The 22,077-nt window shown below is 73.3% G+C and carries 18 protein-coding genes and 1 riboswitch; of the genes, 11 read left to right on the top strand and 7 right to left on the bottom strand.

Annotated elements, in window-relative coordinates:
* The first annotated feature begins 34 nt into the window (after positions 1-34).
* The 4 genes from JJV70_RS02635 (at position 35) to dusB (ending at position 3,494) form a co-directional block, all read left to right on the top strand.
* The gene (locus JJV70_RS02635; RefSeq protein WP_308294647.1) at positions 35-823 is read left to right on the top strand and encodes a metal ABC transporter ATP-binding protein; all 789 of its coding nucleotides are present in this window, start codon (positions 35-37) and stop codon (positions 821-823) included.
* Positions 820-1,698: a metal ABC transporter permease gene (locus tag JJV70_RS02630; RefSeq protein WP_219045918.1), complete on the top strand. Its 879-nt coding sequence runs from the start codon at positions 820-822 to the stop codon at positions 1,696-1,698. Before JJV70_RS02635 ends, JJV70_RS02630 begins: the two co-directional genes overlap by 4 nt.
* A 104-nt stretch (positions 1,699-1,802) precedes the next feature.
* A complete protein-coding gene (locus tag JJV70_RS02625) occupies positions 1,803-2,276 on the top strand; it encodes a Fur family transcriptional regulator (protein ID WP_219045917.1) in 474 nt (157 codons plus the stop codon).
* A gap of 81 nt (positions 2,277-2,357) precedes the next feature.
* A complete protein-coding gene (dusB, locus tag JJV70_RS02620; RefSeq protein ID WP_219045916.1) occupies positions 2,358-3,494 on the top strand; it encodes a tRNA dihydrouridine synthase DusB in 1,137 nt (378 codons plus the stop codon).
* Here dusB and JJV70_RS02615 read toward each other — a convergent pair.
* Positions 3,440-5,020, bottom strand: a complete 1,581-nt coding sequence (locus JJV70_RS02615; protein WP_374227232.1) for a hypothetical protein — start codon at positions 5,018-5,020, stop codon at positions 3,440-3,442. The genes dusB and JJV70_RS02615 overlap by 55 nt on opposite strands.
* A gap of 653 nt (positions 5,021-5,673) precedes the next feature.
* Between JJV70_RS02615 and ppdK the strand changes: the two genes are divergently transcribed.
* Positions 5,674-8,421, top strand: coding sequence for a pyruvate, phosphate dikinase (gene ppdK / locus JJV70_RS02610; RefSeq protein ID WP_219045915.1), 2,748 nt, complete (start codon positions 5,674-5,676; stop codon positions 8,419-8,421).
* A gap of 139 nt (positions 8,422-8,560) precedes the next feature.
* Here ppdK and JJV70_RS02605 read toward each other — a convergent pair whose 3' ends face one another.
* From JJV70_RS02605 to JJV70_RS02585, 5 genes are all read right to left on the bottom strand, one after another.
* A complete protein-coding gene (locus JJV70_RS02605; RefSeq protein WP_219045914.1) occupies positions 8,561-9,718 on the bottom strand; it encodes an alkaline phosphatase PhoX in 1,158 nt (385 codons plus the stop codon).
* Between the two features lie 176 nt (positions 9,719-9,894).
* Entirely contained in the window at positions 9,895-11,256 is a 1,362-nt protein-coding gene (locus JJV70_RS02600) for a transglycosylase family protein (protein ID WP_219045913.1), read from the bottom strand.
* A gap of 2 nt (positions 11,257-11,258) precedes the next feature.
* Positions 11,259-11,437, bottom strand: a riboswitch (cyclic di-AMP (ydaO/yuaA leader).
* A 491-nt stretch (positions 11,438-11,928) separates the two neighbouring features.
* Positions 11,929-12,354, bottom strand: coding sequence for a nitrite reductase small subunit NirD (nirD, locus tag JJV70_RS02595; RefSeq protein ID WP_219045911.1), 426 nt, complete (start codon positions 12,352-12,354; stop codon positions 11,929-11,931).
* Positions 12,351-14,915, bottom strand: a complete 2,565-nt coding sequence (gene nirB / locus JJV70_RS02590; protein ID WP_219046170.1) for a nitrite reductase large subunit NirB — start codon at positions 14,913-14,915, stop codon at positions 12,351-12,353. Before nirB ends, nirD begins: the two co-directional genes overlap by 4 nt.
* Positions 14,916-14,974: 59 nt before the next feature.
* Positions 14,975-16,255 (bottom strand): NAD(P)/FAD-dependent oxidoreductase, encoded by a 1,281-nt coding sequence (locus JJV70_RS02585; RefSeq protein ID WP_219045909.1) that lies wholly within the window; start codon positions 16,253-16,255, stop codon positions 14,975-14,977.
* Between the two features lie 207 nt (positions 16,256-16,462).
* Here JJV70_RS02585 and JJV70_RS02580 point away from each other — a divergent pair, with 207 nt between their 5' ends.
* Positions 16,463-17,164 carry a helix-turn-helix transcriptional regulator gene (locus tag JJV70_RS02580; protein ID WP_219045907.1) on the top strand — a complete coding sequence of 234 codons (702 nt, stop codon included), beginning with the start codon at positions 16,463-16,465 and terminating at the stop codon, positions 17,162-17,164.
* Here the strand turns inward: JJV70_RS02580 and JJV70_RS02575 are convergent.
* Positions 17,136-17,549: a VOC family protein gene (locus tag JJV70_RS02575; protein ID WP_219045905.1), complete on the bottom strand. Its 414-nt coding sequence runs from the start codon at positions 17,547-17,549 to the stop codon at positions 17,136-17,138. The genes JJV70_RS02580 and JJV70_RS02575 overlap by 29 nt on opposite strands.
* Before the next feature lie 339 nt (positions 17,550-17,888).
* Between JJV70_RS02575 and JJV70_RS02570 the strand changes: the two genes are divergently transcribed.
* The 5 genes from JJV70_RS02570 (at position 17,889) to JJV70_RS02550 (ending at position 21,901) form a co-directional block, all read left to right on the top strand.
* Positions 17,889-20,195, top strand: a complete 2,307-nt coding sequence (locus JJV70_RS02570) for a SpoIIE family protein phosphatase (protein WP_219045903.1) — start codon at positions 17,889-17,891, stop codon at positions 20,193-20,195.
* A gap of 41 nt (positions 20,196-20,236) precedes the next feature.
* Positions 20,237-20,560, top strand: coding sequence for a divalent-cation tolerance protein CutA (gene cutA / locus JJV70_RS02565; protein WP_219045901.1), 324 nt, complete (start codon positions 20,237-20,239; stop codon positions 20,558-20,560).
* A complete protein-coding gene (locus tag JJV70_RS02560; RefSeq protein ID WP_219045899.1) occupies positions 20,557-20,991 on the top strand; it encodes a gamma-glutamylcyclotransferase family protein in 435 nt (144 codons plus the stop codon). The genes cutA and JJV70_RS02560 overlap by 4 nt, the downstream gene beginning before the upstream one ends.
* Before the next feature lie 248 nt (positions 20,992-21,239).
* On the top strand, positions 21,240-21,683 hold the full coding sequence (locus tag JJV70_RS02555; RefSeq protein ID WP_219045897.1) for a VOC family protein: 444 nt from the start codon (positions 21,240-21,242) through the stop codon (positions 21,681-21,683).
* Positions 21,680-21,901: a hypothetical protein gene (locus tag JJV70_RS02550; protein ID WP_257573220.1), complete on the top strand. Its 222-nt coding sequence runs from the start codon at positions 21,680-21,682 to the stop codon at positions 21,899-21,901. Before JJV70_RS02555 ends, JJV70_RS02550 begins: the two co-directional genes overlap by 4 nt.
* The last annotated feature ends 176 nt before the right edge of the window (positions 21,902-22,077 follow it).

The raw sequence follows: 22,077 nt of genomic DNA, 5'->3' as shown, positions 1-22,077 counted from the left end.
CGCCCCGGCCGGGGCGGTGGAGGAGGGCCTGCCCGTGAAGGCATCCGTGACGGAACCCGCGACCGATCCCGTCATAGCCCTGCGCGGCGTGCACGCGGCGCTCGGGGCGCGGCCCGTGCTGCGCGGCATCGACCTCACCGTAGGACGCGGCGAGGTCGTGGCCCTGCTGGGTGCGAACGGCTCCGGCAAGTCCACCGCCGTCCGCGCCGCCATCGGCCAGGTGCCGCTGACCGGCGGTGAGCTGGAGGTGTTCGGCACGCCGCTGCGCCGCTTCAGGGCCTGGCACCGCCTGGGCTACGTCCCGCAGCGTTCGACCGCCGCCGCCGGGGTCCCGGCGACCGTCCGCGAGGTGGTCTCCTCCGGACGGCTCGCCCGCCGCCGCCTGCGCCCGCTGGGCCGCGCGGACCGGGACGCCGTCACCCGCGCCGTGGACCTCGTCGGCCTGGGCGACCGGGCCCGGGACTCCGTCAGCGCGCTCTCCGGCGGCCAGCACCAGCGGGTGCTCATCGCCCGCGCGCTCGCCGCCGAACCCGAGCTGCTGATCATGGACGAGCCGCTGGCCGGGGTGGACCTGGCCAGCCAGCGGGTGCTGGCCACCGCGCTGCGGGCGCAGGTGTCCGAGGGCACCTCGGTGCTCCTGGTGCTGCACGAGCTGGGGCCGCTGGCGCCGCTGATCGACCGCAGCGTCGTCCTGCGCGACGGCCGGGTGGAGCGCGTTGAGCACCCCGAGCAGCTGCACGATCTGGCCTGCCACCCGCACGACAGCGCCGTCCCCGCCGAGGCCCCCGTGGCCCCCCGCATCGGAACAGGGCTTCCGTCATGATCGAGATCCTCGACTACGCCTTCATGCAGCGCGCCCTGCTGGCCGCGCTGCTGGTGGGCATCGCCGCGCCCGCCGTCGGCATCTACCTCGTGCAGCGGCACCAGGCGATCATGGGCGACGGGATCGGGCACATCGCGCTCACCGGCGTGGCACTGGGCTTCCTGCTCAGCACGAACGCGGTGTGGACGGCGGTGCTGGTCGCCGCGGCCGGCGCCGTCGCGATCGAGCTGGTGCGCTGGTACGGCAAGGCGCGCGGTGACATCGCGCTGGCCATGCTGTTCTACGGCGGCATGGCGGGCGGCGTCATGATCATTAATTTGGCGCCGGGCGGCTCCACCGGCGATCTGCTCACCGCTATGTTCGGCTCCATCACGACCGTCTCGCCCGAGGACGTCACCGCCATCGTCGTGCTGTCCTGTGCGGTGCTGGCGATCTGCCTCGGGCTGCGGCGGCAGCTGTTCGCCGTCTGCCAGGACGAGGAGTTCGCCCGCGTCACCGGGCTGCCGGTGAAGCTGCTGAACCTGCTGCTGGCCGTCACCGCGGCCGTCACCGTCACCGTGGCGATGCGGGTGGTGGGGCTGCTGCTGGTCAGCGCGCTGATGGTGATCCCGGTGGCGGCGGCGCAGCAGGTGACGCGCGGCTTCGCGGTGACGCTCGGGCTGTCCGTCGTGCTCGGCGTCCTGGTCGCGCTGTCCGGCACCGCCGTCTCCTTCTACGTGGACGTGCCGCCCGGGGCGACGATCGTGCTGCTGGCCATCGCCGCGTTCGCCGTGCTGGCCGCGCTCACCCCGGCCGTCGCACGCAGACGCGCCCGGCTGGCCGCCCGGAGCGAGCCGTCCGGCATGCTGGAAGGGGAGCCGGTACGCGGTGGGTAGGCGGCGATAGCCGGTGCGCCCGGACGCGTCTGCCACACCTGGCACAATTGGGCGCGACCGAGGCGAGCCCAATCACCCGTACGGGTTTGGTAAGGAGGCTAACGGTGGCGACCGCAGGTCCCCCAGTCCGCGGCCGTTCGACGCGGCAGCGCGCCGCGGTGTCGGCGGCACTGAGCGAGGTCGATGAGTTCCGCAGCGCGCAGGAGCTGCACGACATGCTCAAGCACCGGGGTGACTCGGTGGGGCTGACGACCGTCTACCGCACCCTCCAGTCACTCGCCGACGCTGGCGAGGTGGACGTCCTGCGCACCGACGAGGGCGAGGCCGTCTACCGCCGGTGCAGCACCGACGACCACCACCACCACCTGGTCTGCCGCTCCTGCGGCAAGGCCGTCGAGGTGGAGGGCCCGGCCGTGGAGAAGTGGGCCGACGCCATCGCCGCCGAGCACGGCTTCCGGGACGTGGCCCACACCGTGGAGATCTTCGGCACCTGCGGCGAGTGCGCGGCGGTGCGAGCCGCGAAGGCGCAGGACCAGGAGGCCGCCAGGGTGGGCAGCACCGCCAGGGGCCGGAAGTAACCGCAAGCGTCCATTGGCCTCACCAGCAGCACAGCGACGACAGGCACCACAGGCAACAGGAAGAGCCGGAGCGAAGGCACCGTGGCACGGCAGCTCAGGATCGGACCGCACGACGTCACACCCCCGGTGGTGCTGGCGCCGATGGCCGGGATCACCAACGCCCCCTTCCGCACCCTGTGCCGGGACTTCTCCGGCGGCAAGGGCCTGTTCGTCAGCGAGATGATCACCACGCGGGCCCTGGTCGAGCGCAACGAGAAGACCATGCGGCTCATCCGCTTCGACGCCGGTGAACGCCCGCGGTCCATCCAGCTGTACGGGGTGGACCCGGTCACCGTCGGCAAGGCCGCGCGCATGATCGCCGACGAGGACCTGGCCGACCACATCGACCTCAACTTCGGCTGCCCGGTGCCCAAGGTCACCCGCAAGGGCGGCGGCTCGGCGCTGCCCTACAAGCGCAACCTGCTGCGCGAGATCCTGCGCGAGGCGGTCACCGGCGCGGGCGGCCTGCCGGTGACGATGAAGACCCGCAAGGGCATCGACGACGACCACCTCACCTACCTCGACGCGGGCCGCATCGCCGCCGAGGAAGGCGTCAGCGCGATCGCCCTGCACGGCCGCACCGCCGCCCAGCACTACTCCGGCACCGCCGACTGGTCGGCCATCGCCCGCCTGCGCGAGGCGGTGCCCGCCGAGATCCCGGTGCTCGGCAACGGCGACATCTGGTGTGCCCAGGACGCGGTCCGCATGATGCGCGAGACCGGCTGCGACGGGGTCGTCGTGGGCCGGGGCTGCCTGGGCCGCCCGTGGCTGTTCGGCGACCTGGTGGCGCTCTTCGAGGGCCGCGAGGACGAGGTGGCCCGGCCCACCCTGCGCGAGGTCGCCGACGTCATGGTGCGGCACGCGCGGCTGCTGGGGGAGTGGCTGGGCGACGAGGCGCGCGGCGTCATCGACTTCCGCAAGCACATCGCCTGGTACACCAAGGGCTTCTCCGTCGGCTCCCAGGCGCGTAGCCGACTGGCCGTCGCCGCTTCCCTCACCGAACTGCGGGAACTGCTGGACGGGCTGGAGCTGGACCAGCCCTGGCCCGCCGGAGCCGAGGGCCCGCGCGGCCGCACCCACGGGCGCAACCGCGTGGTGCTGCCCGACGGCTGGCTGGACGACCCCTACGCCTGTACGACGGTCACCGCCGACGCCGAACTGGACACCTCCGGCGGCTGATTCGCCAGCAGGTCCAGGGTGAGCGCGGCCGTCCAGCCGAACGCGCGGGCGCCGCGCCCGGCACCGGTCAGCGGATCGACGTACTCGGCGAACCCGGTGGCGTCCGCCGCGTGGAGTATCGCCTCCCGCAGCGCGTTGGCCCGCTCGGTGTGGCCGTAGCGGCGCAGGCCGGACTCCAGCAGCCAGTTGACGTTGAACCAGGCCGGGCCGCGCCAGTAGCGGCGGCGGTCGAAGGCCCGGCCGCGCAGGTCGTAGCTCGGGACGAGTCCGGGCGCGGTGTCCGCGTCCGCATCGTGGGCCGTGTCGCCCGCGTCGCCCACCGTGCCCGCGTCACCCGCGTCCGCCGCCGTGCCCGTGGCGTGCACGGGCTGGGCATCCCGGGCGGGCCGTGGGGTGAAGTGCGGGCCCTGAAGCGTGCGCACCAGTGCCTCTACCACCGGCTCCGGCAGGTCCGGCAGGGCCAGCGGCAGCAGCCCGGCGGCGCTGCGCTCGTCGATGAGGGTGCCGTCGATCAGGTCGCGGCAGCGGAACTGCCCGGCCTGCGGGTCCCACAGGCGGCGCTCCATGGCCTGGGTCAGCTCCCGGGCGCGGCGGCGGTGCGGCTGAGGGTCGGCGCCCAGCTCCTGCGCGATCTCGGCAAGGGCGTGCTCGGAGGCCGTCAGCAGCGCGTTGAAGCCCGGGTCCTCCACGGCGAAGGCGAACACCGCGCGCGTGTCGTCGTACCCGGCGTCGCGGTACGCGGCGGCCAGCCGCACGTAGCGGCCGTAGTCCAGGTCGGTGGGGCGGTCGGTGGCGGCGCCGTGGTCCAGGTCGGCGCGGCGGAAGGTGTCCGGTGCGGCCGGGGCGACGCGGGCCAGCGGCGCGTCCCAGCACGGGCTGTTGTCCATGCCCGGCTCCCACGGGTGCACCACGGCCGCCAGCCCGTGGCCGCCCAGGTCGCGGCATGCGGCCAGGTAGCGGTGCCAGGCGGCCAGTCGCGGGTAGAGCCGCAGCAGGAAGCCGCGTTCCCGGGAGGTGCGGGGGTGCGCTTGGTGCACCAGCCAGGCGGCCAGTGCGTGCGCGGGCGGCTGCACGATGCCGGACGTGTGCCGGTCCGCGGGGGAGCCCGCCCCCTTGCCCGCCGACGCGGAGCGCCAGAAGTCCGGGCTCGGGAAGTACGCGTGGCGCGGGACGGCCGGGTTGAAGACGATGTGCGGTACGCGGCCGTCCTCCCACTGGGCGGCCAGCAGGGTCTCCAACTCCTGCTGTGCCCGCAGCGGCTCGTGGTGCCGCAGTCCGATCGCGATGAACGCCGAGTCCCAGCTCCACTGGTGCGGGTACAGGCTGTGCGCCGGCACCGTCGCGCCGCCCGTCCAGTTGCACGCCAGCATATGGGCGGCCCGGTGGGCGAGCGCGGCGGCGTGGCCCGGGGCGGTGCGGGCGCCGGGGGCGGTCCGGGTGCTGCCGCCCTGGTGCGGGATGGTCGGCAGCAGGGCGGTGGGTGCGGTGGGCGGAGTGGGGGCTGTGGTCTCGGTCACGCGGTCCACGGAGGGGCTCCGGGGTCGGAGGGTCCCGGTGGTGGCGGAACAGGCGCAGGCGGCTTAGGCCCCCTGCACGCGTCGGTGTCATCGCCGGGTGAACTTCTGTTGAACACGCAAAAGTATCGGTGCCGGGTTCCGCCCGAAACATCAGCTACATCACATTCGGGCAGATCGCTGATGTGATGCGCATCACAAGGAGTTCCCCCGGTGACCCTGCCTGTTAACCGGATTCAGCTCGGCTGGCGGCGGGAGGTGAACGCCCGATCGCCGGAAGGCGGTGGGGTCCGGATCGTGGGACACGGACCGGAGGGGCGCGTGATCCTCGCCACGAGTGATGAGAGGCGCGCTCAGATGAGCGCTCGACTGTTGTGTACGGGACTCCAATGAGTGGCACTCAGTGCCAGGTGATTCCACGAACGCCCCGACGCTCACTCTCACTCAGTGTCATGAAGGCGCGCATGATTCGCTGCGGTGCGTCATCATGTGTTCAAGCCTCGAAAGTGCCACACGTGATCACTTGGCTGAACCTTTGCTTTCGATCCGCTGGCGGATGGGTGGTTGAACCCGCCTGACGTGCGACTACCCGTGCTGATCAGCCTTGGAACTGGGTACGCTCCCCGCCGTCAGGGCAGGCAGGCGTACACGAGGAGTCGAGTCCCGTGCCGGAAAACACAGAACCCCACGTAACCGCGAGCGACACCAAGTTCGTGTACGCCTTCACCGAGGGCAACAAGGAGCTGAAGGACCTCCTCGGCGGCAAGGGCGCCAACCTCGCCGAGATGACCAACCTCGGTCTCCCGGTGCCACCCGGCTTCACCATCACCACCGAAGCGTGCTGCCGCTACCTGGAGACGGGCACCGAGCCCGGCGCGCTGCGCGACGAGGTGAGCGAGCACCTCGCCGCGCTGGAACAGCAGATGGGCAAGCAGCTCGGGCAGGCCGACGACCCGCTGCTGGTGTCGGTGCGCTCCGGGGCCAAGTTCTCCATGCCGGGCATGATGGACACCGTGCTCAACATCGGCCTGTCCGACACCTCCGTCAGCGGACTCGCCGCGCAGGCCGGGGACGAGCGGTTCGCCTGGGACTCCTACCGCCGGCTGATCCAGATGTTCGGCAAGACCGTGCTCGGCGTGGACGGCGAGCACTTCGAGGAGGCCATCGAGGACGCCAAGCGGGCCAAGGGCGCGGCCACCGACATCGAGCTGGACGCCGGCGACATGCGCGCCCTGGTGGACACCTTCAAGGGCATCGTCCGCCGCGACACCGGCCGCGACTTCCCGCAGGACCCGCGCGAGCAGATGGACCTCGCCATCCGCGCGGTCTTCGACTCCTGGAACACCGACCGCGCCAAGCTCTACCGCCGCCAGGAGCGCATCCCGCACGACCTGGGCACGGCCGTCAACGTCTGCTCCATGGTCTTCGGCAACCTCGGCCCCGACTCCGGCACCGGCGTCGCCTTCACCCGCGACCCGGCCAGCGGCCAGCAGGGCGTCTACGGCGACTACCTGCAAAACGCGCAGGGCGAGGACGTCGTCGCCGGTATCCGCAACACCGTCCCGCTCGCCGAGCTGGAGCAGCTGGACCAGAAGTCCTACGCCGAACTCATGCAGATCATGGAGACGCTGGAGCTCCACTACAAGGATCTGTGCGACATCGAGTTCACCATCGAGCGCGGCAAGCTGTGGATGCTCCAGACCCGCGTGGGCAAGCGCACCGCCGCCGCCGCGTTCCGCATCGCCACGCAGCTGGTCGATCAGGGGCTCATCGACGAGGCCGAGGCGCTGCAGCGCGTCAACGGCGCCCAGCTCGCCCAGCTGATGTTCCCCCGCTTCGACCTCACCGCGCAGGCCGACCAGCTCGGGCGCGGCATCGCCGCCTCGCCGGGCGCGGCCGTCGGCAAGGCGGTCTTCGACTCCTACACCGCGATCAAGTGGTCCCGCTCGGGCGAGAAGGTCATCCTCATCCGCCGCGAGACCAACCCCGACGACCTGGACGGCATGATCGCCGCCGAGGGCATCCTCACCTCGCGCGGCGGCAAGACCTCGCACGCCGCCGTCGTGGCCCGGGGCATGGGCAAGACGTGCGTGTGCGGCGCGGAGGACCTGGAAGTGGACACCAAGCGCCGCCAGCTGACCGCCCCGGCCCCGGACGGCAAGGGCACCGTCGTGATCGACGAGGGCGACGTGGTGTCCATCGACGGCTCCACCGGCAAGGTCTACCGGGGTGAGGTGCCCGTGGTGCCCTCGCCCGTCGTGGAGTACTTCGAGGGCCGCATGCACGCCGGGGCGGACGACGCCGACGAGCTGGTGCAGGCCGTGCACCGCGTCATGGCCTACGCCGACCGCGTGCGCCGCCTGCGGGTGCGCGCCAACGCCGACAACGCCGAGGACGCCGCCCGGGCCCGCCGGTTCGGCGCGCAGGGCATCGGCCTGTGCCGCACCGAGCACATGTTCCTCGGTGAGCGCCGCGAACTGGTCGAGCGGCTGATCCTCGCCGACGCCGACACCGAGCGGGACCAGGCACTGGCCGCCCTGCTGCCGCTGCAAAAGGGCGACTTCAAGGAACTGTTCGAGGCGATGGACGGCCTGCCCGTCACCGTCCGGCTGCTCGACCCGCCGCTCCACGAGTTCCTGCCCGACATCACCGAGCTGTCGGTGCGCGTCGCGCTCGCGGAGTCCCGCAAGGACGCCAACGAGAACGACCTGCGCCTGCTCCAGGCCGTCCACCGGCTGCACGAGCAGAACCCGATGCTCGGTCTGCGCGGCGTGCGCCTGGGCCTGGTCATCCCCGGCCTGTTCACCATGCAGGTGCGGGCCATCGCGGAAGCCGCCGCCGAGCGCAAGGCCGCCAAGGGCGACCCGCGTGCGGAGATCATGATCCCGCTGGTGGGCACGGTGCAGGAGCTGGAGATCGTCCGCGACGAGGCCGAGCGCGTCATCACGGAGATCGAGCGTGAGCACGGCGTGGAGCTGAAGCTGACCCTGGGCACGATGATCGAGCTGCCACGCGCCGCGCTGACCGCCCATCAGATCGCCGAGTCCGCCGACTTCTTCTCCTTCGGCACCAACGACCTCACCCAGACGGTGTGGGGCTTCAGCCGGGACGACGTGGAAGCCAGCTTCTTCACCGCGTACCTGGAGAAAGGCATCTTCGGCGTCTCCCCGTTCGAGACGATCGACAAGGACGGCGTGGGCAAGCTCGTGGCGGACGCGGCGGCGGCCGGCCGGGCCACCCGGCCCGACCTCAAGCTCGGCGTGTGCGGCGAGCACGGCGGCGACCCGGAGTCCGTGCACTTCTTCCACGAGGTGGGCCTCGACTACGTGTCCTGCTCGCCGTTCCGCATCCCGGTCGCGCGGCTGGAGGCCGGGCGGGCGGCGGCGCAGAGCGCGGGCAGCGACAGCCGCTGACGCTGCCCGTCAAGCCGGCGCCGGGTTCTCGCCCGGCGTTCTGGGGGCCGGGCGGCGCCGCGCGGTGACCCTCGTCCACGCTGACGGTCCTGGCCGGGCGGTGTGGCACCTGTGCGGAGGTGCCACACCGCCCTTGGGGTCAGGCACGGAACGGGCCGGTCACCTCGTAGGTGATGCCGCCGGAGGAGCGGCCGGTAGTGCCGCGCTGGCTGGAGAAGTACAGGCGGGTGCCGTCGGGGGAGAAGGCGGGGCCGCAGATCTCCGAGCCGGACTGGTGCTCGACGCGGAGGAAGGGCGCCACGATGTCGTCGGGTGTCACCAGACAGATCTCCATGTTGCCGCCGTCCTCGGCGATGAACAGGTCCCCGCTGGAGGCGCCGGTGACGTTGTCGAGGCCGGTCAGCGGGGGGCTGCCGCTGACCAGGGAGTCGTCGTAGGCCAGTTCGTAGGTGCCGCTGGCGAGGTTCAGCCGCCACAGGCGGCCGTCGCCCTTAGTGGTGAACCACACCGTGCCGTCGGCGTAGTGGCAGCCCTCGCCGCCGTTGAAGTGCTTGGCGCCGGAGACCTGGCGGCGGGTGGCCCGGCTACCGCCGCTGGGGTCGGGCACGTCCGCCCAGCTGAACGAACCGGAGGTGGCGGAACCGGCCACCAGAACCTGCAGGCGCCCGGAGGACAGGTCGCCCCAGGTGTCGGGCACGAACCGGTACAGACAGCCGTCGCTGACGTCCTCGGTGAGGTAGATGACCTCGCGCTGCGGGTCGGCCGCCGCCGCCTCGTGCTTGAAGCGGCCCATCGCGGCGCGGCGCACGGCGCTGTTCACACCGTAGGGGTCGGTCTCGTAGACGTAGCCGCGGTCCACTTCCTCGCACGACAGCCAGGTGCGCCACGGAGTCGCGCCACCCGCGCAGTTCTGCCGCGTGCCGGACAGGATGCGGTAGGCGCCGGTGACGGAGCCGTAGGAGTTGAAGCGCACGGCGCTCGCGCCGCCGCCGGGGTTGACCTCGGAGTTGGAGACGTAGATCCAGCCGCTGCCCGAGGGGAAGCAGGCGCCGCCGTCCGGAGCGGGGTGCCAGCGGTAGGACGTGCCCGCCACCCGCTGTCCGGAGCGGGCGATGACGCGGCTGCTGAAGCCGGCGGGCAGCCGGATGCCGTTCGCGTCGGCGGAAAGCGGGGAGCCGTACGGGCTCGGGCCTGGCTGGGCCGGGGCGGCGTAGGCGGCACCCCGCATCAGGGTGAAGCCGAAGGCGGCGGCCGAACCGCTCACCACGGTGCCGCGCAGGAAGGAGCGACGTTCCACGGGTACCTCACTCGCGATCGTCCCAGCCCCGGCACCGGGCGGTGACGGGGTCTCGCGCGGCGGAGACTAACGACGCCGGGTGACGCCCCCGGCACGGGCGCGCCAACGGCGAGAACCGGCCGTGCCAACGAACGTCGTCGGCACGGCCGGTCCCGTGGTGGTGCGGTTCAGCGTTCTCAGATGCTGACGCCCTTGGCGCGCAGGTAAGCCAGCGGGTCGATGTCCGAGCCGTAGCCAGCACCGGTGCGGATCTCGAAGTGCAGGTGCGGGCCCGTGCTGTTGCCGGTGGAGCCGACGAGGCCGATCTGCGTACCGCCGCTCACGGACTGGCCCGCGGAGACGGAGATCGAGGAGAGGTGGGCGTACTGGCTGTAGCGGCCGTCGGTGTGCTTGATGACCACCTGGTTGCCGTACGAGCCGCCCCAGCCCGCGGAGACGACGGTGCCAGCGCCCACGGACCGCACCGTGGTGCCCGTGGCCGCGGCGAAGTCCACACCGGTGTGGTAGCCGCTGGACCACGAGGACCCGGTGGCGCGGTAGGCGGTGCTGGTGGACGCCTCGACCGGGCGGACCCAGCCGGTGGCGGCGGGCGCCTGCTGGGCGGGCTCCGCGCTCTTCGGCTTCGGCGTGTTGGCCTCCTTGGCCGGGGCGGGCTCGGCCTTCTTCTCGGCCTTAGGCTCCGGCTTCGGCTCCGCCTTCTTCTCAGCGGGCTTCTGGGCGGGCTTCTCGGCGGGCTGGTCCGCCTTCGGCTCCGGCTTCGGCGCGGCCTTGGACTGGTCGGCCTTCGGCTGCCCGGCGGCCTGCTGAGCGTCCAGGCTCAGGCGCTGGCCGGGGAAGATGAGGTCCGGGTCGGCGCCCACGACATCACGGTTGGCCTCGTAGACGGCCTTCCAGCCGCCGTCGATGTGCTTGACCGTGGCGATGCCGTAGAGGGTGTCACCGCTGACGACGGTGTACTTCTCGCCGGTGGCCTTCTCGGCCTTCGGCTCCGCCTTGGGCGCGGCCTTCTTCTCAGCCTTCTCGGCCTTCTTGCTCGGCTCGGCCTTCGGCTCCGGCTTGTCCCCGGCCTTCGCCGCCTGGGGCTCGGCCTTCTTCTCGGCCTTCTCAGCCTTCTCGGCGGACTTCTCCGCCGAGCCGTTGACGTCGAGCTGCGGGGCGGGGCCGCCCTGCGTCAGACCGGCGCGGGGGCCGCACACCGGCCAGGCGCCCGGGCCCTGCATCTCCAGCAGGCGCTCGGCGGTGGCTATCTGCTGGTCCTTGGTGGCCAGGTCGGCACGCGGGGCGTACTGGGTGCCGCCGGCGGCCTCCCAGGAGGACTGCTGGAACTGGAGTCCGCCGTAGAAGCCGTTGCCGGTGTTGATGGACCAGTTGCCGGTGCTCTCGCACGCGGCGACCTTGTCCCACACGGAGACATCGGCGGCGTTGGCGGTGGCCGCGGCGAGCGGAGCGGCGACGCCGCCGACGGCGGCGACGATCGACACGCGGGCGACCTGACGGGTGATGAGCTGGCGCGGACGGCGGTGGCGACCACGAGACATAGGTGTGTCCTCTCCTACGCCTGCGAGGTGAGCTGTCGGATTCGGGCCGGAGTAGCCCGGCCACGTTCCGGCGCGCCGCGCGCGCCGGAGCATGGCTTCACCCCTAGCCGTACCGGTACGGATACACGGCACGGCACTTACCTGGTTCCCCCGCTCCTGCCGCGATCGACTTCGGGTCTCTTCCCCCGGCCGGGCGGCAGGATTCGGCGTCCCGGTGGTGGGGCCACCGCATCCGATGCGATGGCGGAGGAACCGTAGACACATGCGTTTGCACGAAACAAGGAGCGGGAAGGCGCGACGGGCTACACCCGGTCTGCCACACCCGCTTTCGGCCACGGTGCGCGGTGAAGCCGATTCCGTGCGTAAGGAAATGGATCTAGGGGTTTGTCCGAAAACCCGTGGTTGAGCAGGGAAATTGGCACCGGGGTGACGAAAAGGGCGTGCGGTGCAATTGCACGGGGCTGGAGCGGCTGTGAGTCCAGTCACGAGGGTGTCATCTGAGGGAAATTCAGGCGCGTATTGGGTACCTGTGTTGAGATTAGGGCATCATGTCCGTTTCGCACCTTGCGCGGGATTGAGTGCGATGTGTGCCCTCTTTGCCCTCCCCGAAACCGGTGCTGGCGGCTCGGCGGTCCCGGTCCGCGCCCCAGCTCCGGGGAGGACGAGGAGGGGCTACCCCACGCGGACCGCGTACGCCCGCACCGTCACCGCGTCGTCGTCCAGACAGCGTCCGCTCGCCAGGTCGAAGCGCTGCTTTAGCAAAGGCGAGGCGACGAAGGGGCGGCCCTGGGCGGAGCCCAGCAGGCCACGGGAGAGGACGTACGCGCCCGTGAACGGGTCGCGGTTGGCGATGGCGTGCGCCCCGCCCGTGCGGTCGAGGAACACCGCGATCTGCGTGCCGTCGGGCAGCAGTGCGGCCACCCCCCGGCCCGGGAGAAGATCGCCCACCTCGCACACCGTCGTCCATCCGGTGTCCGTCTCCACCTGGACCCGGGCGGACGGCGGCAGGCCCGGCGCCGCCAGCGCCGTATCCGTCGTCGCCGCCGTCGTATCCGTTGCCGCCGCCGCTGTCGTATCCGTCGTTGTCGCCGTCGTCATCGGCTCTGGGCTCCTTCGAGAGTACGGACGGGCAGGTCGGGACCGGCCAGGATCGCCAGGTCGGGCTTGGTCTGGTCGCGCTCGGGAACGAACCGCACCGAGGGGTCGGGAGCGTCCGGAGCGTTGACGAAGGAGACGAAGCGCCGCAGCCGCTCCGGGTCGTTCAGCGTCTCGGCCCACTCGTCGCGGTACCCGGCGACGTGCTCGGCCATCATGGCCTCCAGCTCGTCACAGATGCCCAGCGAGTCGTGCACGACGACGTCGCGGACGTGGTCGAGGCCGCCCTCGATGCGCTCCAGCCACACCGAGGTGCGCTCCAGCCGGTCGGCGGTACGGATGTAGAACATCAGGAACCGGTCGATGAGCCGCACCAGCCCGGCGTCGGAGAGGTCCTGCGCGAGCAGGTCGGCGTGGCGCGGGGTGGCACCGCCGTTGCCGCCGACGTACAGGTTCCAGCCGCTGGCGGTGGCGATGACGCCGAAGTCCTTGCTCTGGGCCTCGGCGCACTCGCGCTGGCAGCCGGAGACGGCCGACTTCAGCTTGTGCGGCGCGCGCAGGCCCCGGTAGCGCAGCTCCAGGTCGATGGCCATGCGCACCGAGTCCTGCACGCCGTAGCGGCACCAGGTCTGCCCGACGCAGGACTTCACCGTGCGCAGCGCCTTGCCGTAGGCGTGGCCGGACTCGAAACCGGCGTCCACCAGGCGGGCCCAGATCATCGGCAGCTGATCGACGCGGGCGCCGAACAGGTCGATGCGCTGACCACCGGTGATCTTGGTGTAGAGCCCGAACTCCTTGGCCACCTCGCCGATGACGATGAGCTTGTCCGGAGTGATCTCCCCGCCGGGGACGCGCGGGACGACGGAGTACGAGCCGTTCTTCTGCAGGTTGGCGAGGAAGTGGTCGTTGGTGTCCTGCAACGCGGCCTGCTCGCCGTCCAGCACGTAGCCGCTGGCGCCGATGGTCGGGGCCAGGGAGGCGATGAGGGAACCGACCGTCGGACGGCACACCTCGCAGCCCTCGCCGCCGCGGGCCGCCTCGCGCCCGTGCCCGTCCAGCAGCTCCCGGAACGAGGTGAGGCGCAGCGCGCGCACGATCTCGTACAGCTCCTGCCGGGTCTGCCCGAAGCAGCCGCACAGGCCCGGGTCCACCTCGACGCCCTGCGCCGCCAGCTCGTCGTTCACCAGCTGGCCCAGCACCTTGACGCAACTGCCGCACCCGGTACCCGCCTTGGTGCACTTCTTCACCTCGGGCACGGTGGTGCACTGGTGCTCGGTGACGGCGCCGCGAATGGCGCCCTTGGTCACGTTGTGGCAGGAGCAGACGACGGCGTCGTCCGGCAGCGCGGACGGGCCGAGCTGGGCCGGTGCCCCGGCGCCGGCGGGCAGCACCAGCGACTCGGGCGAGGCGGGCGGCACCGTGCCGGTCAGCGGCCGCAGCAGCCCGTACGCTTCCGCGTCACCGACGAGGACGCCGCCGAGCAGCGTGCCGTCCTTCGCGACGACCAGCTTCTTGTACACCCCGGCCCGCGAGTCGGAGTACACCACGTCCAGGCAGCCTTCGGCGGTGCCGTGCGCGTCGCCGAAGGAGGCGACGTCCACGCCGAGCAGCTTGAGCTTGGTGGAGGTGTCGGCGCCGGTGAATCCGTCGCCGTCGAAGACGCCCTCCTCGATCGCGATGACCTCGGCGGCGGTCGCGGCCATCTCGTAGCCGGGCGCCACCAGCCCGTACACCATGCCGTCCACGGCCTTGGCGCACTCACCGATGGCGAAGACGGCCGGGTCGCTGGTGCGGCAGTGCGCGTCCACGACGACGCCGCCGCGCTCGCCGACGTCCAGACCGCAGTCGCGGGCGAGCTGGTCGCGGGGGCGCACCCCGGCGGAGAAGATCACCAGATCGGTGTCGATGACGGAACCGTCGGAGAGCACCATGCCGGTGACCGCGCCGTCCGGCCCGGCGGTGATCTCCTGGCCGCCGACGCCGGTGTGCACGGTCAGGCCCATGTCCTCGATCTTGCGGCGCAGCGCCGCGCCCCCGCCCGCGTCCACCTGGAGCGCCATGAGCCGGTCGTTGAACTCCACGATGTGCGCGTCCACGCCCAGGCCCCTGAGCGCCCCGGCGGCCTCCAGCCCGAGCAGCCCGCCGCCGACGACGACGCCGGAGGTGGCACCCTTGGCGTACTCCTCGATGGCCAGCAGGTCCTCGATGGTGCGGTAGACGAAGCAACCCCGGCTGTCCTTGCCCGGCACCGGCGGCACGAACGGGTAGGAGCCGGTGGCCAGCACGAGCGTGTCGTAGGGGAAGCTCTGGCCGGAGCGGGCGGTGACCGTGCGGGCGGCACGGTCCACCGAGACGGCCGGGTCGCCGACGTACAGCTCCACGCCGTGGGCGGCGAGGAACGCCTCGTCGGTCACCGACAGCTCCTCGGGCGTGGTGCCGGAGAAATAGGAGGTGAGCTGCACCCGGTCGTAGGCCGGACGCGGCTCCTCGCACAGGACGACGACCCGGGCGCGGGCGGTCACGCCCCGGTCGGCCAGGGCCTCCAGGAAGCGCTGCCCGACCATGCCGTGGCCGATCAGGACAATCGTGGGCTTGGGGGGAGCCTGAGACGGTTGCAGCACGGTCAGATGCCTCCATCGTTCGTGAGCAGGTGGAGCAGCGGGGTCTGGGGGAGCGGCTCGTCCCCCTCCCAGGTGCGGGCGAGCGCGCCAACGGCGTCGAGGTCGCCCAGGAGAATGCCGCCGACCAGCCGGTCGCCCCGGACGACGACCTTGCGGTACGCGCCACGGGTGGCGTCGGTCAGGTGCACGACGTCGTCGTCGGGCAGCGGCACGGTCTCGCCGAAAGCGGCCAGGTCCAGCGGGCCGGGGCCGCGCAGGGTGAGCCGGGTCAGCGAGCGGGTGCCGGGGTAGCACGGTGTGGGATGCGTGCCCCCGGCGAGCAGGACGCGGGCGAGTGCGTCGGCCTGCTCCTGCGCGGCCCCGGCCAGGCCGTAGACGGTGCCCCGGTGCTCGGCGCAGTCGCCGATGGCGTACACGCGCGGATCATCAGTGCGCAGTTGGTCATCGACGACGATGCCGTGCCGTACCGTCAGCCCGGACGCCGCCGCCAGCCCGGTGCGCGGACGCACCCCGCAGGCGAGCACCACCACGTCGGCGTCCAGCGCGTAGCCGTCAGCCAGCGTCACCGCGCGCACCGCGCGGCGTCCGCCGGTATCCCGTGCGGTGGTCAGGGCGCGCACCCGGCACTCGGTGTGCACTTCCACGCCGAGCGCGCTCAGGTGCTCGCGCAGCAGCCCCGAGGCCGCCGGGTCGAGCTGGCGCTCCATCAGGTGCTCGCCCTGGTGGGCCAGCACCGGCGCCGCGCCGCGAGCGGCCAGCGCGCGGGCCGCCGACACGCCCAGCAGGCCGCCGCCGATCACCACCGCCCGCGTGCCTGGCCCGGCGGCCGAGGCGAGCGCGGCGCAGTCGTCCAGCGTGCGGAAGGGATGCACGCCCTCGGGTAGTCCGGCGTCGCCGTGGCCGTCGTCGAACAGGCCGCGCAGGGGCGGCAGTACCGGGTTCGAGCCGGTGGCGAGCACCAGCGCGTCGTAGCCGAGGACCGTGCCGTCATCGCACTGCACGCGGCGCTCGGCACGGTCCACGCGGACGGCACGGACACCGCTCAGGCGGCGCACCCCGTCGGCCGGCTGCGGCAGCGCGATCACCTCGGGCGGGTACTGCCCGGCCAGCACCTCGGCGAGCAGCACCCGGTTGTAGGCCGGGAGCCGCTCCTCGCCGACGACGGTGACGGCGGGCGCCCCCGCACCCGGGCCGCCGGTGCGCCCGGGCGCGGCCAGCTGCTGCACGAGCCGGGCTCCGGCCATGCCCCCACCGATCACCACCACACGCTGCTGCGAAGTCATGCCCCTGAGCGTGCGGGGGCGCTGTTACCCGGTGGGTTCCCTCCTGTTTCCCCCGGGCAACGCTGATCTCAGCCGGGCTCCGGCGCCGCTGTGAGCCGCACCGGCAACGGCATCGCGACGGGCGGCATCGCGACGGGCGGCACGGGTCGGAGGTTCACCGGAACGGGGCAGCCCGTCAGTGTCCGGGGCGGCCTCTACGCTGGACGCGTGGAGCCCGGCGACTACACGCAGCGGCCGTCCGCACTGGGCGGCGGCACCGTGGTGTGGGCGCGGGCGGCGGCGGACCAACCCGGGAGCGCGCTGGTGCTGCCGGACGGCTGCATGGACCTCATCTGGCACGACGGCCTCCTCCTCGTCGCCGGACCCGACTCCCGCGCCCAGGCCGGAGCCGAGCGGCCCGGCGACAGGTGGACGGGCCTGCGGTTCGCCCCCGGCACCGGGCCCGCCGTGCTCGGCGTCCCGGCGCATGAGCTGCGCGACCAGCGCGTGCCGCTGGACGCGCTGTGGCCCGGGGCGCGGGTGCGGCGGCTGACCGAGTACGTCGCCGGGGCCGCCGACCGGGGTGCGGCACTGGAAGCGGTGGCAGCGAGCGTGGGCGCCGTACCGGACCCGCTGGCGCGGGCGGTCGCCGCCGCCCTGGACGCCGGGCGAACCGTCGCCGACGTGGCCCGGGCCGCCCACCTCAGCCCCCGCCAGCTGCACCGGCGTTCCCTGGACGCCTTCGGCTACGGCCCCAAGACCCTCGCCCGCGTGCTGCGCCTCCAGCGGGCGCTCGCCTCGGCATACGCGGGCCGGGCGCTCGCCGACGTCGCCGTCCACGCCGGATACGCCGACCAGGCGCACCTCTCGCGCGAGGTGCGCGCCCTGGCCGGCGTCCCGCTCACGCGCCTGCCGCGTCCGACGGGCTGAGCGGGGCGAACAGGTCCACGTGGGTGCCGTCCGGATCGGCGACGACGGCGTACCGCTGACCCCAGAACGCGTCCCACGGTTCCTTCTTCCCGGGGTATCCGGCCCCGGTCAGCTCCGCGTACACCCGGTCCACGTCCGCCGGGTCGTCGCAGCGGAACGCCAGCGTCATCCGCCCCTCGCCCTCCGGCATCTCCCACCCGGGGTACATCGACCGGATCACCTCCACGGTGTCCCAGGCCAGCCGCATCCCGCCGGGACCGGTGGCCTCGACGTGCGGCGCGGAGTCCGCCCCGGCGGGAAGGTCCAGGCCGAGCCTGCGGTAGAAGGCGAGCGTGGCGGCCATGTCGGCCGTCACCATGCCGATGAGATCGAATCGAGCAACCATGCCCGCACGCTATGACCGCCGCCCCGGCCGGGTCTTGAACGAATCGGACGCGTTTCCCGGCGGACCGCGTCACGTCTGCGCTCGCGTGCGGCCTGTGTCCGCACCCCGGCCGCGCGGCGGCAGTCCGCTGGCGTCCGCGCCCGGCTCCGCGCCGCCCGCGAGCCCCAGGTGCCGCGCGCCACACCGGTCCGACGCGACCGGCGTCCCCGCAGCGGTGTGGGTCCGCCGGGGACGAGCACCCACCACCGCGCGCGCCCCCACGTTCGGCCTTCCCGCCGCCCCGCGGCTTGCACCGGGCCGCGCGGCGGCGGAGGCTTGATGCGGGCAGGGTGATGCGCAGTGAGTGGTGCAGGGGAGACGCGGAGCAGCGACTTCGGCGGTCCGCTGGCCCTGACGCGGGCGGCGACGGCGGTGCTGGACGGCCACGGAACCGTGCTGGGCTGGAGCCCGGCGGCCCAGAAGCTGCTCGGCCACACCCCCGCCGACCTGCTCGGCTCCCCAGCCGCCCGGCTGCTCGCCGACACCGGTCAGCTGCCGCCCCCGGAGCCCGGCGGCGGCACCCACGGCCGCACCCTCGGCGTCCGGCACCGGGACGGACACGTCGTCCAGGCGGCGGTGACGCACTGGCCGCTGCCGACGGAAGCCGGGCGGGAGCCGTCCAGCGTGCTGCTGCTGGCCCGCGCGGACGAGATGCGCGAGTGGGAGACGCGGCAGGCGGTACTCCAGGCCCTGCTCACCCAGTCCCCGATCGGCCTGACGATCTACGACACCGCCCCGCGCGTGGTGTGGACGAACGACACCTGCTCGCGCGAGATGGTCGGCCCGCCCGAGCTCTACGCCGGACGCTACCCCGACGAACTGGTGCCCGGCGGCGAGGTCATCTCCCCGGAGCACTCCGCCGACCTGCGCGGTCTGGTCCGGCGGGTGCTCGACTCCGGCGAGCCCGTCATCGACCTCCACTACCGCGGCCGCCCGCCCGAGGACCCCACGCACGACCGCATCTGGTCGTATTCCTACTACCGGCTGCTGGACGCCCGTGGGCTGCCGATCGGGGTGTGCGAGGAGTCCTTCGACATCACCGAGCGCTACCGCGCCGAACAGCGGCTCCACCTGCTGGTGAAGGCAGGCGAGCACATCGGCACCACGCTCGACCCGTACCGCACCGCGGCGGAGCTGGCCGACGTCGCCGTCCCGAAGCTGGCCGACTTCCTCGCCGTCGATCTGCTCGCCGAGGTGCTGGAAGGGCGCGAACCCCTGCGCGCGCCGACCCGCGACGCCGCGCTGGCCCGCGTGGCGTCCCGGGGCGCCGCTCCCCCCGGCGCCGTCGCCTCCGGCCCCGACGCCGCCTCCGAACGCACGCTGATCCTCCCGCTGCGCACCCGCGACCTGACGCTCGGCCTGGTCACCTTCGCCCGCGCCGCCAGCGGCGACGCGTTCAGCCGCGCGGACATCGTGCTCGCCGACGAGCTGACCCGCCGCACCGCGGTCTGCCTCGACAACGCCCGCCGCTACGCGGGGGAGCACCGCGCCGCGCTCACCCTCCAGCGTGAGCTACTGCCCGGGCGGCTGCCGCCCCGGTCAGCGGTGGAGAGCGCGCACCGCTATCTGCCCGCCGACAGCCGGGTCGGCGTCGGCGGCGACTGGTTCGACGTCATCCCGCTCTCCGGCGCCCGCGTCGGCCTGGTCGTCGGTGACGTCGTCGGACACGGGCTGCGGGCCGCGGCCACCATGGGGCGGCTGCGCACGACGGTACGCGCGCTCGCCCAGCTCGACCTCGCGCCCGAGGAACTGCTGACCCAGCTGGACGACCTGGTGGCCCAGTCCGTGGACGAGCGGGCCGCCGAGGGCGACGCGTCGCTGGCGATGGCCGAAACCCCCGGGGGCACCTGCCTGTACGGCGTGTACGACCCGGTCACCCGCACCTGCGTCCTGGCCCGCGCCGGGCACCTGCACCCCGTCGTCGTCGCACCGGACGGCACCGCCGACATCCCCGACCTGCCCTCCGGGCCACCGCTGGGCACCGGCGGCGTGCCGTTCGAGAGCGCGCACCTCACCCTGGCCGAGGGCAGCCTGCTGGCGCTGTTCACCGACGGCCTGGTCGAGGCCCGCGACCTGGACGTCGAGGAGGGCCTGCGGCGGCTCACCGACGCGCTCACCCACCCCGCCGAGCCCCTGGAAGACCTCTGCGACACGATCCTCACCACGCTGCCCTCGCGCGCGGGCGCCGACGACGCCGCGCTGCTCCTCGTCCGCACCCGTGGGCTGGACCCGGACGACGTGGCCAGCTGGGAACTGCCCACCGACCCCGCCGCCGTCCCCGCCCTGCGCCACCGGGTGCGCGAACAGCTGCACACCTGGGGCCTGGAGGCCCACGCCTTCACCACCGAACTGGTCGCCAGCGAACTGCTGGCCAACGCCCTGCGCCACGCCAGCGGCCCCGTCCACCTGCGTCTCATCCGCGACCGCACGCTGATCTGCGAGGTCTCCGACACCAGCCACACCTCACCGCACGTACGGCACGCCGCCAGCGACGACGAGGGCGGCCGGGGCCTGTTCCTGGTCTCCCAGACCACCCAGCGCTGGGGCACCCGCTACACCCCCAGCGGCAAGGTCATCTGGGCCGAACAACCCCTGCCCGGACCCTGACCCCGCCACCGCGCCCGCCGTCCGCTCGCTACCGTGGCGGTATGAGCCAGCTGCTGACCGTCCTCACCACCACCGACAGCGCCGAGGCCGCCCGCGCCCTGGCCGCCGGAGCAGTGGAACGGCGGGTGGCGGCCTGCGCGCAGATCGCCGGGCCGGTCACCTCCGTCTACCGCTGGGAAGGCCGGGTACACGACGACCCCGAGTGGCAGGTGCTGTTCAAGACCACCAGCGCCCGCTACCCGGCCCTGGAGACCTACCTGCGCGAAGCGCACAGCTACGACGTGCCCGAGATCATCGCCACGCCCGTCACCGAGGCGAGCGCGGACTACGCGCGCTGGGTGGCCGGGGAGACGACGGCCCCGTGAGCGCCGGGCACCCCGGTGCGCCACGGCTGCCGTTCTTCGTCTACGGCACGCTGCGCCCCGGCGAGCACCACTACGCGTGGACGCTCGCCGGGCGCACCGTCAGCGAACTGCCCGCGCGTGTACGGGGCCTGACGCTGTACGAGGGCCCGGGGTACCCGTACGCCGTCGAGGGCACCGGCGAGGTCACCGGCGCACTGGTCGAGCCTGACCCGGCCGCGTACGCCGACGTGCTGCGCGTGCTGGACAAGCTGGAGGACTACACCCCCGGCGGCACCGGCAACCTCTACGAGCGCGGGGCCGCCACCGCCCACCTCGCCGACGGCACCGAGCGCACCGCGTGGCTCTACACCGCCGCCCCGCCACTGGCCGCACACCTGCGCACCCACGGCACCGTCATCCCCGGCGGCGACTGGCTGCACCGGCCGGTGTGACCCGGTGCGCTTGCCCCGGGTGTCACCACCGCTGCCGGGCGAGCCGCCGCCGCACGCTGAGCACCCGCTTCGTCGCTTCGCCGGGCCGGGACCGGCGTCCGCGCGGGGGCTGCCGTGCCGCGCCCTCCGGGGCGCCCTGCCGCCGCGCCGCTGCCACCGCCCGGTCCGCAGCGCTACGACTCCCGCCGGACCCAACCTCCGCCTCGCGCCCGTGGCGCAGACGTACCGGGGCGGCGGAGGATGGCCGCATGACCCACGCCTGGCCGCCCCACCTGCCCGTCGGCGCCGTGCGCTTCGCCCGGCCCACCGCCGACCTCGACGCCGCGCTCGCCTTCTACCGCGACGACCTCGGGCTCCCCGTGCTCGCCTCCTGGCGCGACCACGACGGTTACGACGGCGCCGTTCTCGGGCTGCCCGGCGCCCCGGTGCACCTCGAACTCCTCCAGCACAGAGCCCCGGAGAGCGTCCCCCGGCCGCACCCGGAGAACCAGCTCGCGCTCTACCTCCCCGGCCCGCAGGCCGTGGCGTCGGCCACCGCGCACCTCACCGCCCGTGGCCACCAGCCGGTACGCGCCACCAACCCGTACTGGCCCGCCCACGGCGCCGTCCTCTTCGCCGACCCCGACGGCTGGCACGTCGTCCTCGCCCCCTGGGTCTTCGGCACCGACCCAGTCCCGGCGATATCCGCATGAGGCCCGCCGCGCTTCTCTTCGACGTCGATGGCGTCCTGTTGGACTCCGCCGCCGCGCACCGGCGCGTGTGGGACGCGTGGGCGCTCTCGCACGGGCTGGAGCCCGACGTGGTGTGGCCGCTCACCTTCGGCCGCCGGCCCGAGGACACCGTGCTGGACGCCGCCCCGCACCTGGACCCGGTCACCGAACACCTTGGCCTGGGCGTCGCATCCCGGTGACCCGAAGGAACCCACCGCGCACGCGCCCTCCACCACTGCGGTGAAGCCGCCACGTGGGGCCGACGGCGTGGCCGGAACGGCTGGGAGCACGTGGGCGTCCGGCGCGTCACCTGCCGAGCGTGCCCCGCTCCTCGGAGGTGCACGTCGCCGATGGCCGCGAACCCGGCCGCCAAGCG

The organism is Streptomyces sp. JJ66, assembly GCF_019303495.1.
Classification (GTDB): Bacteria; Actinomycetota; Actinomycetes; order Streptomycetales; family Streptomycetaceae; genus Streptomyces.
This window is presented reverse-complemented; position numbering and strand designations above follow the sequence as displayed.